Raw genomic sequence first — 12,625 nt, forward strand, 5'->3', positions numbered from 1 at the left:
GTGCGACGCACCCGGGCGCCTTCGCCGTGCCCGGACACCCGCACATCGTTCAGATCTGCTTCAAAGAACCGTCGAAAACTTTCGATGGACCTGATGTTTCTCCGCGTGTGACCGTTGGCCCCCATGCCGGCGAGGCCCGTTGAGGGCGGAGGAGACACAGGATGACCGTGACGCCAGAGGTTCGGACAGGAGCGGACGCACACGACCGGAAGAGGCCGTCGGACGGCGGCGTCCGTCGCGACAGGGCGGCCAGGTGGGGGCGCGGCGCCATGGGGCCCGGTCTGCTGCTCGCCGCGGTCGCGACCGTCGTCTGGTCGGGGAGTTTCGTCACGTCCCGCGCTCTGCACGACTCCGTTCCTCCGGTCCAGGCGGCGTTCTGGCGCTGGGTCGTCGCGATCGCCGCCGTCGCCCCGTTCGCCCTGCGGCAGACCTGGCGGCAGCGGGCGCTCGTCCGCCGTCACCTCGGATTCCTGACCGCCGCCGCACTCCTCGGCGTCACCGTCTACAACACCCTCGTCAACCAGGCCGGGCTCACCACCTCCGCGGCCAACATGGGCATGATCATGGCCGCGTCGCCCGTCCTGATGGCGCTGTACGAGCGGCTGTCGGGCACCCGGCTCGGAGCCCGCCGCGTGGTCGGGACGGCCGTCGCCTGCTGCGGTGTCCTGCTGCTCGTCGGCGACGGGTCGCTGTCGTTCCGGTTCGCCCCGGGCGATCTGTGGATGTTCGCCGCGGCGCTCAGCTTCGCCTCGTACAGCGCCCTGCTGCGCCGCCGCCCGGACGGCCTCGGCGGACCGGTGCTGCTGTTCACCACGTTCGTGCTCGGTGCCGTGATGCTGCTGCCGGCGCATCTGGTCAGCGTCGCCGTGCAGGGCGGCTTCGAGCCGGCGGTCGGCACCGTCGGTCCCCTCGTCTACGTCGGCGTCTTCTCCTCGGCCGTCGCCTTCTTCGCATGGAACGGGGCGATCGCCCTCATCGGGGCGGCCAGGGCCGGAGTCGTCTACTACCTGCAACCGGTGTGTGTGGCGCTGCTCTCCTACGCGCTGCTGGGCGAGACGATGGGGAGCGCGCAGGTCGTGTGCATGGCGCTGATCCTCGGCGGGGTGGCCCTCGCCGCCGCCGGAAGGCCCGCCCGATAGCGTGCGGCGCATGATCGAGTGGGACATCAAGAAGCTCCGGATCCTGCGTGCCCTCGGCGAGCACGGGACCGTGACGGCCACCGCGGAGGCGCTGTCGATGACCCCCTCGGCCGTTTCGCAGCAGTTGTCGAACCTGGCCAGGCAGCTCGGCGTGCCGCTGCTGGAGGCGCAGGGACGGCGGGTGCGGCTCACCGACGCGGCGCATCTGGTGCTGCGGCACGCGGAGGCGGTGTTCGCACGGCTGGAGGGGGCGGAGGCGGAGCTGGCCGACTACCTGCGGGGCGAGGTCGGGGTGGTGCGGGTCGGGGCGTTCTCGACGGCCGTGCCGGCGCTGGTCGTCCCGGCGGTGCGGCGGCTGCGGACCTGCCACCCGGGCCTCGACATCCGGATCAGGGAGGCGGAGGCGTCCGAGGCGTACGAACTCCTCTCCTGTGGCCGGGTCGACCTGGCCCTGTCCCTCGCGGCGCACGCGCCCACGGCCCGCGACCCGCGGTTCGCCCTGGTGCCGCTGCTCGCCGACCCGTTGGACGTGGCACTGCCGGCCGGTCATCCGCTGGCCCGGTCCGAGGATCTGCGGCTGGCGGACCTGTCCGGCGAGCCGTGGATCTTCGGCGGCAGCGGCCCGTGGTCCGAGATCACGCTCGCGGCGTGCGAGGCGGCGGGCTTCGTGCCGGAACAGGCGCACTCCGCGGCCGGCTGGCGGGCGATTCTGGCGATGGTCGAGGCGGGGATGGGCGTGGCGCTGGTGCCCCGGATGGCGGCCGAGCGGCGGGACGGCGTGCTGATGCGCCCCCTCGGGACGGACCGGCCCCGCCGCCATGTGCTGGCGGCGGTCCGGCGCGGCTCCGAATCGGCACCGGGAGTGGCCCGGGTTCTGGACGCCCTGCGGGAGGTGGCGTCACAGCGGACGGCGGTGACGCCGGACCCGCTCCCTGATCAGGCCCGATCCGAAGACCCGGCCTGATCCGGACGGAACGGCCTAGGCGGAACGCTGGGCCGGCACCTGCCTGCGGACGGACCGTGCGTCCTCGTCGAGAAGCCCCCACCACCAGGAGACCGCGGGAATGTCCAGCGGCTCGGTACTGTCGTCGGTCGGCACGTCGGTGAACACCGACGGCATGCTCGCCGGGTCGTCCGGCGTCGTGTAGCGGACCGAGCTGATGCCCCAGTCCTGGGCGCCGCGTATGAAGCAGCGCAGGCTGTGGAGGTACTGCCGCAGCTGAGGGCTGCCCTGCTCGGCCAGCTGGTCGCTCACGGCCGTGAACAGGCACATCACCCGGTCCCGCTGCGAGATCGCCACGTCCAGCGCCTGGGCGGGGGTCAGGCCGCGTTCGTGCTCGAGCACGCGCAGGGCGTTGAGGTAGTACCCGGAGCCCCTGCGCTCCTTGTGGTACGAGAAGATGTCGTTGTCCCAGGTGATGATGAACGACGCCATCTCGGCCACGGCCCGTACCGCGGTCCGGTCCCGTTCGTGCGGCTGGAGTTCGTAGCCGTGGCCCATCTCCAGCATCGGGAGCACCACGGACGTCGCGCCGTCGTAGAGGCGCATCAGGGTGTAGTCGTTGAGGTCCGGGACCGTGCCCGCGCGCCGGTGGGCGGCCTCCCACACGACGGAGAAGAAGTACTCACGCAGCGCGTCGACCCACCGGGCCGTCTGGCCGGCCGTGCCGAAGCGGTCCACGCGCATCCGCAGGTCCCGCAGGCCGGCCGCCAGCGGATCGTCCTGCATCATCGGGGCCTCGGGGTTCTGCGCCACGCGGATCAGGCGGTGCAGGAGCCCGGCCAGGTCGCCCGGCCGGTGGCCGAGCTCCCCCTCCTCGCAGTGGCCGTCGTCGACGCCGAAGAGCCAGAGGATGAAGTCCGCGAGCAGCGACACGACCTCTTCGCGGCCTTCGGGGAGGATGCGTGCGGAGAACGTACCGATGTCCTGGGTGACGAGTTTGCCGCGCAGTTCCTCGGATCCGATGCGGAAGGTTTCCGCCCACGCCGCGGTCTGGACGTCGATGTCGGCGTGCTTCGGATGGATCGCTTGTCGGATCGGAGAGAAGAGCGGCGGAACGGTCAGCTCGGGCTCCACTGCGGCCTGCCTCTCGATGCGGGGGCGCAGTGCGTCAACTTCGATGAAAAACGCGCAACTTGCACCCCTCAATGATCAACTGAGACGCATCGTACTCAGCCAGAGTGGCCGATCCAACAGGACGATGTCCATACAAACCGGCCACTCGGGCACTTTTGATGGCCGGAACGGAACAGCTACTTCCGCACTGAAGCCCGCGCGGACGCCGTCAGGACGCCTCCTGCGACATGGCAAGGGTCTGGAGATAGCGCATCAGCGTCATCAGGACGTCCCGGCTGGAGCTGCGCATGCGCGCGTCGCAGAGGACGATCGGCACGGCGTCCGGCAGGTCCAGCGCGGCGCGCAGCTCGTCGACCGAGTGATCGGGCGCGTCCGGAAAGGAGTTGACGGCGACAACGAACGGCACGCCGCGTTCCTCGAGCCGCCCGATGACGTCGAAGCTGACCTCGAGCCGCCGGGTGTCGACGAGCACGACGGCGCCGAGCGCGCCCTCGAACAGGCCGCGCCACAGGAACCAGAAGCGCTCCTGGCCCGGGGTGCCGAACAGGTACAGCACCAGCTCCTCGTTGATGCTGATCCGGCCGAAGTCCATCGCGACGGTCGTGGAGGTCTTGCGCTCCACTCCCTGGGTGTCGTCGACGCCGACCCCGGCCTGCGTCATCGTCTCCTCGGTCGTCAGCGGCCGGATCTCGCTCACCGAGCCGACCAGGGTCGTCTTGCCGACGCCGAAACCACCCACGATGACCACCTTGACGGCGGCCGTGGCCGTCTCCGGCAGCACGTCCTCGCTCCGCGGCCCGACGGCCTGCTCAGAGCTTTTGAAGTCCATCGATCACTGCCTCAATCAAAGCGCGGTCGGGGAGACGGGCGGCCCGGACGGGTGCGCGTGCCAGCACCTTGTCCTCGGCCAGAAGATCGCTGAGCAGCACGGTCACGACGCTCACCGGGAGGCTCAGATAGGCGGAGATCTCGGCCACCGAGAGCGGTGCGTGACAGAGCCGGATGATCGCTGCGTGCTCCGGCTGCATGCCGGGTTTGGGACCCGACCTGGCCACGATCAGGGTGACCAGGTCGAGCGCGGTGGGCGCGGACGAGCCGCTGCGGCCGCCCGTGATGACGTAGAGCCGCTCGGGACTGGTCTCTTCCCAGTCCCCGCCCGCGTCGCTCACGCGGTCTGTCCTTCATGCCGCGGCGGCGTGCTCAGGTGCTCTCCGATCCGCAGCACGAGGTCCCGCATCCGCTGGCCCATCAGCCCGGCGTCGACGCCTTCGTCGGCCAGTACCGCGAGATACGCGCCTGCGCCGGCCGCCATCAGATAGAAGAAGCCGCCGTCCATCTCGATGACGACCAGGCGCATCTGGCCATCACCGTGCGGTAGTTCGGACGCGACGGCGGCCGCCAGACTCTGCAGCCCCGCGCAGGCGGCCGCCAGACGGTCGGCGGTGTCGGTGTCCGCGCCGTACTGGGCCATGCGCAGACCGTCGGCGGACAGGACGACGACGTTGCGCGTCTGCGGGACGCCCTCCGCCAGGTCCTTGAGCATCCAGTCCATGTTGGTCTGGTTGGACTGCCGCTGAATCATGGCTGCTTGTTCCCCTTGCTTGGCTGGGTGGTGTCACCGGACAGGCCGCTCTGGAACGCGGCCAGCCACATGCCGGGCTGCACCGCCGGTGCGGACTCCGTCTCCGAGGCGGCCGAGGGCGCACCGCCGTCGGGCGCCGTCGGGCCGGCGGACTCGCGGGGCGCGGCCGGCGCGGCCGGTGCGGGCACGGTCGCGCGTGCCTTGCGGCGGCGCTGGGGCAGACCGGTGGGGGTCCGCTCTGTCACCACCGGCAGGTCGTCCGCGGGCGGGGCGGCCGACAGCGCGGCCGTCGGGCCGCCGGCCGGCCTGGGAAGCCGTTCCTGGGTCTCCGAGCCGGCCGGGCGCGGACCGGAGGAGGCGCCGATACCGTGCGCGAGGCCGGTCGCGGACGAGGCGGTGGTGATGAGGTCCTGCGGTACGACGAGGACGGCGCGGACACCGCCGTACGCGGACGAGCGCAGCGAGACCTGGAAGCCGTACGCCTGGGAGAGGCGGCCCACGACCGCCAGGCCGAGGCGGGGCGTCTCACCGAGGTCGTTGACGTCGATCCCCTGCTGGGCCTGGCGGAGCATGCGCTCGGCCCGCAGCCGGGCCTCCTCGCTCATGCTGACGCCGCCGTCCTCGATCTCGACGGCGATGCCCGACTGCACGTCCACCGCGGTCAGGTGGACCTTGGTGTGCGGCGGCGAGTAGCGGGTGGCGTTGTCGAGGAGCTCGGACAGCGCGTGGATCAGCGGCTCGACGGCGGTGCCGACGACGGCGACCTCGGAGACCGAGTGCAGCTCGACCCGCTGGTAGTCGATGATCCGCGACATCGCGCCACGCATGACGCTGTACAGAGGTACGGCCCTGCTCCACTGGCGGCCCGGGCGGGCGCCGCCGAGCACGGCGATGGAGTCGGCGAGGCGGCCGATCAGGGCCGTGCCGTGGTCGATGCGCAGGAGGTCGCCGAAGACGCTGGGGGTCTGACCGTGCCGGTCCTCCATCTCCCGCAGTTCCTGCGCCTGCTGGTGGACGATCGCCTGCACGCGGCGGGCGATGTTCACGAAGGCGCGCTGGGCGGACTCGCGCAGGTCCTCCTCGGCGCTGACCGCGCCGACGACCGAGCGGAGCACCGCCTGGTGCTCGGCCGACGCGTCGAGCGAGGCCAGCACGTCCTCGGGGAACTCGCCCTTGCGGAGCCGTTCCACCACCTCGGGCAGCAGCTCGCCGGCGAGCCGGGTGGTCTCGGCGGCCTGTCGCGCGAGGGCGGCGTCCTGCGCCGCGACCGTGTGCCGCAGCTGGGCCACGAGTCTGCCGCGCCGCATCACCTCCGCGCAGGCGGTGGCGACCGCGACGACCGCGACGACGCAGATCACGACCACGGGGGTGCGGGCCGAAGCGGAGACCAGGGACACGGCCGCGATCGCGGCCGCAACGGTCGCGGCTACGGGCAGCTGCCAGACAAGGCTGGCCGGGGGCCGCGGACTTCCGGTCGACGTTCCCTGTCGAACCATCAGCATCCTCAGAATCGAACGTGGAAGATCATATGACGACGGGCGGGAGCATATCCCGCTTGCACTAGATCGTTTGACGGTGGGTCATTCCACTGTCGTGATGTATACGGCCGAAATGGCAAACGGGCGCGCCGAGTTCACTCGAAAATGTTTGAACGGTGTGTCTTCTCGTCGATGTTGGTATGGCGGTGGCAACCGGCCGGGTCGCCGGCCGGGTTGTGCGGCGAACTCCGCGCGCCGCCCCTGTGCTTCGAGCTCCGGCGCGGGACCGGGTGCGCGCTCCGGGCAGCCCGTGCCGCCCGCCGGCGGACGGACCCGCGCCCGGATACGCCAAGGGCGCCCAGGGACAACCGTGAGTCGTCCCTGGGCGCCCTCCGGCGGGTCAGCCGGTGGCCGCCGCCGCGTCCGCCGCCTGGGCCTTCAGCGCGCGCTCGACGCCGGCGCGCGACTCGGAGACCAGCCGGCGCAGTGCCGCGTTCGGCTCCGCGGAGGAGAGCCACTCGTCCGTCGCGTCCAGCGTCTCCTCGGAGACGAGCAGCGACGGGTAGAGGCCGATGGCGACCTGCTGCGCCATCTCGTGGCTGCGCGACTCCCACACGTCCTTGACCGCCGCGAAGTACCTCTCCGCGTACGGAGCGAGCAGCTCACGCTGGTCCGTCTGGACGAAGCCGGAGATCACCGCCTCCTGGACGGCGTTGGGCAGCTTGTCGGACTCGACGACCGAGGCCCAGGCCTCCGCCTTCGCCTCCGGGGTCGGCCGCGCCGCCCGCGCGGTCGCCGCGTGGCGCTCGCCGGCCGCGGTCTTGTCCCGCTCGTACTCGCCGGCGATGTCGTCCTCGTCGAAGACGCCGGTCGCGGCGAGCCGCTCCACGAAGGCCCACCGCAGCTCGGTGTCGACGGCCAGGCCCTCGATCGTCTCCGTGCCGTCGAGCAGCGCCTGGAGCAGGTCGAGCTGCTGCGGGGTGCGCGCGGTCGCGGCGAACGCCCGCGCCCACGCCAGCTGGTGGTCGCTGCCCGGCTCAGCCGCCCGCAGGTGCGCGAGCGTGGCGTCCGTCCACCGGGTCAGGCCGGTCTCACGCCAGGCGGGCGCCGCGTACAGGTCGACGGCGAGCTTGACCTGGCGGTGCAGGGACTGGACCACGCCGATGTCGGACTCCTTGCCGATCCCGGACAGCACCAGCGACAGGTAGTCGCGGGCGGCCAGTTCGCCGTCGCGGGTCATGTCCCAGGCGGAGGCCCAGCACAGCGCGCGCGGCAGGGACTCGGTGAAGTCGCCCAGGTGTGCCGTGACGTTGCGCAGGGACTCCTCGTCGAGGCGGACCTTCGCGTACGAAAGGTCGTCGTCATTGAGCAGGACGACGGCCGGGCGCGCCTTCCCCACCAGCGACGGGACCTCGGTCAGCCCGCCGTCGACGTCGAGCTCGACCCGCTCGCGGCGCACCAGTTTGCCCGCGTCGTCCAGGTCGTACAGGCCGATCGCGATGCGGTGCGGGCGCAGCGTCGGTTCGCCCTTCGCCCCGGTCGGCAGCGCCGGGGCCTCCTGCCGCACGGCGAAGGAGGTGATGACACCCGAGTCGTCCGTGCCGATCTCCGGGCGCAGGACGTTGATGCCGGCCGTCTCCAGCCACGCCTTCGACCAGGTCTTCAGGTCGCGTCCGCTGGTCTCCTCCAGCGCGCCGAGCAGGTCGGACAGACGGGTGTTGCCGAACGCGTGCGTCTTGAAGTACGCCTGCACGCCGCGGAAGAACTCGTCCATGCCGACATAGGCGACCAGCTGCTTGAGAACCGACGCGCCCTTGGCGTACGTGATGCCGTCGAAGTTCACGAGAACGTCATCGAGGTCGCGGATCTCGGCCATGATCGGATGGGTCGACGGCAGCTGGTCCTGCCGGTAGGCCCACGTCTTCATGGAGTTCGCGAACGTGGTCCACGAGTGCGGCCACCTCGAACCCGGCGCGGAGGCCTGGCAGGCGATCGACGTGTAGGTGGCGAACGACTCGTTCAGCCACAGGTCGTTCCACCACTCCATGGTGACGAGGTCGCCGAACCACATGTGGGCGAGCTCGTGCAGGATCGTCTCCGCCCGCACCTCGTACGCCGCGTCCGTCACCTTCGAACGGAAGACGTACTGGTCGCGGATGGTGACGGCGCCCGCGTTCTCCATCGCGCCCGCGTTGAACTCCGGCACGAACAGCTGGTCGTACTTGGCGAAGGGGTAGGCGTAGTCGAACTTCTCCTGGAACCAGTCGAAGCCCTGACGGGTGACGTCGAAGATCGCGTCCGCGTCCAGGTACTCGGCCAGCGACGGCCGGCAGTAGATGCCGAGCGGCACCGACTGCCCGTCCTTCTCGTACGAGCTGTGCACACTGTGGTACGGGCCGGCGATCAGCGCCGTGATGTACGTGGAGATGCGCGGCGTCGGCTCGAAGCGCCACACGGTGTCCTCGTGCGCGGCCCCCTCCGCCTGCTGCCGCGGCGAGTTCGAGATCACCGTCCAGCCCTCGGGCGCCTTCACGGTGAACCGGAACGTCGCCTTGAGGTCCGGCTGCTCGAAGCTAGCGAAGACGCGCCGCGCGTCCGGCACCTCGAACTGCGTGTAGAGGTACGCCTGCTCGTCCACCGGGTCGACGAACCGGTGGAGGCCCTCGCCGGTGTTGGTGTACGAGCAGTCGGCGACGACCTTCAGCTCGTTGTCGCCCTCACGCAGATGCTTCAGGGTGATCCGCGAGTCGCGGAAGACCGCAGCCACGTCGAGCGACTTGCCGTTCAGCACCACGTCGTGCACGGCGGGTGCGACCAGGTCGATGAACGTCTGCGCGTTCGCCTCGGCGGACGCGAAACGCACGGTGGTCTCGGACCGGTAGGTCCCGCCCTCCTGCGCCCCGGAGAGATCGAGGTCGATCTCGTACGAGTCAACGGTGAGCAGACGCGCACGCTGCTGCGCCTCTTCACGGGTCAGGTTTGTGCCAGGCACCCGGTCATCTCCTCGGTATGCGATGTTTGCGCTCATCCTTCCACGCGACGGTCGCCCTTCGCCCAGGAGAATCGGCCCGGTGACGGGCGGCGCCGCGCGCGGTGTCAGCCGCCGGCGGTGATCCGCCAGCGGCCGCCGCCACGCACCTGGATCGGGCCCGGCCCGATCTCGTGCCGGCCGGGGCCGGTGGCGAGCCTCCGGTCCGGCGCGAAGTGCTTGTCCAGCAGCCACAGTTCGACCGGGCGGTCCTCACCGCACTCGACACGGACCTCGCCGGGGCGGCCCGTGTAGCGGACGATGTCGTACCCGTGGCCCTCGACCGACTCGGCGAACGGCCGCGGCCCGTCCGCCCCTGTCAGACCCAGCGTCCAGCCCATGCCCTCGCAGCGGACGGTGACGTACGCGGGCACGCCCGGCTCGCCGGGGACCGGGCCGCGCGCGGGACGGCTGCCGGCCGCCTCCAGCACCGGTGCCGGAGCCATGGCGTCGGCGGCCCCCGCCTCGACCCGGTAGTACGGGGCACGCCCCGCGCTGCCCGTCAGGGAGACGACGGACGCGCCGCCCCGGTGCACCAGCACGTCCGTGCCCTTGCCGCGGACGCCTTCCGCCAGTGGCCGGGCCGACTCCAGCGGCAGCAGCCGCAGGACCCATCGCGCCACGGACCGGATACGTACCCGGGTGCCGGCCCGGCCGTCGGTGAACAGCAGCACCCGTCCGCGCACGCCGTCCCGGCGCGGGAACAGCAGCGCGCGCTCCTCCCCGTACTCGTCGGTCTCTGTCGCCTCGTAGAAGCGTGGTGTCAGGCCCGCGACCAGGTGGTACTCGAGGATCACTGGTGAGCCCGGAAGCGGGTTGACGATCTCCACCGGGGCGCCGGCGCGCCGGCCGCTGCCGTACTCGGCGAGCACGGGCGCACCGGACGCGGCGTTCAGCGACCAGAAGGCGCGGCCGCGGACCTGGAGCAGCGCGGGGCCGGGCAGTCGTACGACCCCCGCCGCGGTGCCGCCGGCGGCCTCGGGGGCGGGGGCGGGGCGGGGCGTCATCGGGTCCTCGCCGGGGAAGACGGCACCGAGCGAGAACGCGGCGTCGGCTCCGTCGGTGGCGTCGGCGCGGTAGTGCAGGTCGTCGGCGGGGCCGTCGTAGCGCAGGACGTCGAGGTCGTGGCCGTGGGCATGGCCCGTGAACGGCTCGGCGTGCGAGACGGGCATCAGCTTCACCGCCCACCGGCGGCTCGCCCGTATGCCGAGGCGCAGCGGCCGGCCCTCCGGCACGTGTACGAGGAACCGGGCCCTGCTCCGGGTCCGGTCACCGCGCCACAGCTCCTCGCCCCGGTCGCCGGTCTCCCCGAGCAGCTTGACCTGCACCCGCCCGTTGTCGTCCTCGAGCTCCACCTGCAACAGCGCGGGCCCCGCCGGCACGGTCCGGGGCACGGCGAAGGTCTTGTGCGCATGGCCTTTGAGGACGAAGGGCACGAAGTCGGGACCGAAGCCGCCGCCGGCCCCGCCGTCCGGCGGCGCCGTCCGCGGCGGCCCGGGGTGTGGTGAGGGCAGGGCGGGGCCGCGGGCGCCGTTCGGGGGCGGGCCCGTGTCCGCGACCTCGACACCGAAGTCCGTCGCGAGGCCGTGCAGGCCCGTCGTCCAGCCCTGGCCCACCGCCCGGAACTTCCACCCGCCCCGGTGCCGGTAGAACTCGCCCAGCACGAACGCCGTCTCCGTCGTCGCGTCGTCGACACCGAAGTACGCGACGGGCGCGCCCGTCATCGTCGTCACCCGGATGTCCAGACCCGGCACCCGGCCGAAGGGGCCGCCGTCCGCCGACGCCGCGACGACCACGCGATCGACCCCCGGCTCGACTCCGGCGAGGTCCAGCCACAGCCAGTCCGCCAAGAGCGGTCCGCCGTCGTCCGGGGCCGTGCCCAGGTGGCGTACCGCGCCGCTCGGGTGGTGCGGCCGGCCGGCGAGGACGAGGTCGGCGTCATCCCGCACCCTGCCGTCCGCGGCGACGAGCAGTGCCGAGACGTCCACCATGGGAGCGCCGGGGGCCCTGCCCCGGCACACGGCTATCTGGAGCGGCTCGACCGGCGCGGGCACGTTGGCGCCCTTGACCATGCGTGTCATGCCCGGCAGCCTGCCATGTCACGCACAAGGGGGCGATCACCTTCCGGTGATCGCCCCCGAGGCACTGATCGGGTGGGTCAGCCGCGCAGCTCGTCCGCGACCAGCTCCGCGATCTGCACCGCGTTCAGCGCGGCGCCCTTGCGCAGGTTGTCGCCTGAGACGAACAGCGACAGGCCGTTGTCGACGGTCTCGTCCACGCGGATACGGCCGACGTACGAGGCGTCCTTGCCCGCCGCCTGGAGCGGCGTGGGGATCTCGGAGAGCTCGACGCCCGGGGCGTCCTTCAGCAGCTCGTAGGCACGCTCGACACCGAGCTTGTCGGCGAACCGGGCGTTGACCTGGAGCGAGTGCCCGGAGAAGACCGGGACGCGCACGCAGGTGCCGGAGACCTTGAGCTCGGGGATCTCGAGGATCTTGCGGGACTCGTTGCGGAGCTTCTGCTCCTCGTCGGTCTCGTGGGAGCCGTCGTCGACGAGGTTGCCCGCCAGCGGGATCACGTTGAAGGCGATGGTGCGCTTGTACACGCCCGGCTCGGGGAAGGCGACCGCCTCACCGTCGTGGGTGAGCTCCTTGGCACGGTCCGCGGCCGCTCTGACCTGGTCGTCCAGCTCGGCGACGCCCGCGAGGCCGGAGCCGGAGACCGCCTGGTAGGTGGTGGCGACCAGGGAGATCAGCCCCGCCTCCTGGTGCAGCGGCTTGAGGACCGGCATGGCGGCCATCGTGGTGCAGTTCGGGTTGGCGATGATCCCCTTGGGGCGGTCCTTGACCGCGTGCGGGTTGACCTCGGAGACCACGAGCGGCACCTCGGGGTCACGGCGCCAGGCGGAGGAGTTGTCGATCACGACGACGCCCTGACCGGCCACCTTTTCGGCGAGCGCCCTCGAGGTCGCGCCGCCGGCCGAGAACAGGGCGATGTCGAGGCCCGTGAAGTCGGCGGTGGAGGCGTCCTCGACCGTGATCTCCCGGCCTTCCCATTCGATCGTGGAGCCCGCGGACCGGGCCGAGGCGAAGAGCCGCAGCTCGTCGACCGGGAACTTCCGCTCGGCGAGGATCTTGCGCATGACCGTGCCGACCTGCCCGGTGGCTCCGACGATTCCGACCTTCACGGGGACTCCTCCGTACGTACTTGCGGCCCTGATGCCGTTCCATGATGCGTATGTCCGGGTCCGCCTTGTCCAATCGATTGTCCGAGTGGCGGGACGTGTGACAAGGAACATGCAGGCGGGGCGGGCGCCCGAAG

10 protein-coding genes are annotated in these 12,625 nt (G+C 71.7%); 2 read left to right on the top strand and 8 right to left on the bottom strand.

Annotation, left to right across the window (positions count from 1 at the left end; translation table 11 throughout):
* Positions 1-161: 161 nt before the first annotated feature.
* Positions 162-1,139 (top strand): DMT family transporter, encoded by a 978-nt coding sequence (locus ACWGH4_RS19765; protein WP_453462410.1) that lies wholly within the window; start codon positions 162-164, stop codon positions 1,137-1,139.
* A gap of 10 nt (positions 1,140-1,149) precedes the next feature.
* On the top strand, positions 1,150-2,103 hold the full coding sequence (locus ACWGH4_RS19770; RefSeq protein ID WP_453462413.1) for a LysR family transcriptional regulator: 954 nt from the start codon (positions 1,150-1,152) through the stop codon (positions 2,101-2,103).
* Between the two features lie 15 nt (positions 2,104-2,118).
* On the opposite strand, the gene ACWGH4_RS19775 is transcribed toward ACWGH4_RS19770, so the two are convergent.
* The 8 genes from ACWGH4_RS19775 to ACWGH4_RS19810 form a co-directional block, all read right to left on the bottom strand.
* Entirely contained in the window at positions 2,119-3,216 is a 1,098-nt protein-coding gene (locus ACWGH4_RS19775; RefSeq protein ID WP_453462416.1) for a selina-4(15),7(11)-diene synthase, read from the bottom strand.
* A gap of 208 nt (positions 3,217-3,424) precedes the next feature.
* Complete coding sequence (locus tag ACWGH4_RS19780; protein ID WP_453462419.1) at positions 3,425-4,045, bottom strand: GTP-binding protein; 621 nt, start codon at positions 4,043-4,045, stop codon at positions 3,425-3,427.
* Entirely contained in the window at positions 4,026-4,385 is a 360-nt protein-coding gene (locus ACWGH4_RS19785; protein ID WP_189467830.1) for a DUF742 domain-containing protein, read from the bottom strand. Before ACWGH4_RS19785 ends, ACWGH4_RS19780 begins: the two co-directional genes overlap by 20 nt.
* Positions 4,382-4,798: a roadblock/LC7 domain-containing protein gene (locus ACWGH4_RS19790; RefSeq protein WP_189467833.1), complete on the bottom strand. Its 417-nt coding sequence runs from the start codon at positions 4,796-4,798 to the stop codon at positions 4,382-4,384. Before ACWGH4_RS19790 ends, ACWGH4_RS19785 begins: the two co-directional genes overlap by 4 nt.
* The gene (locus ACWGH4_RS19795; protein ID WP_453462433.1) at positions 4,795-6,294 is read right to left on the bottom strand and encodes an ATP-binding protein; all 1,500 of its coding nucleotides are present in this window, start codon (positions 6,292-6,294) and stop codon (positions 4,795-4,797) included. The genes ACWGH4_RS19790 and ACWGH4_RS19795 overlap by 4 nt, the downstream gene beginning before the upstream one ends.
* Before the next feature lie 382 nt (positions 6,295-6,676).
* Positions 6,677-9,268, bottom strand: coding sequence for an aminopeptidase N (gene pepN / locus ACWGH4_RS19800; protein ID WP_453462424.1), 2,592 nt, complete (start codon positions 9,266-9,268; stop codon positions 6,677-6,679).
* 104 nt (positions 9,269-9,372) lie between these two features.
* On the bottom strand, positions 9,373-11,385 hold the full coding sequence (locus tag ACWGH4_RS19805; protein ID WP_453462427.1) for a TerD family protein: 2,013 nt from the start codon (positions 11,383-11,385) through the stop codon (positions 9,373-9,375).
* 77 nt (positions 11,386-11,462) lie between these two features.
* Positions 11,463-12,491 carry an aspartate-semialdehyde dehydrogenase gene (locus ACWGH4_RS19810; protein WP_453462430.1) on the bottom strand — a complete coding sequence of 343 codons (1,029 nt, stop codon included), beginning with the start codon at positions 12,489-12,491 and terminating at the stop codon, positions 11,463-11,465.
* Positions 12,492-12,625: the final 134 nt, after the last annotated feature.

Source organism: Streptomyces sp. NPDC054847 (genome assembly GCF_053610925.1).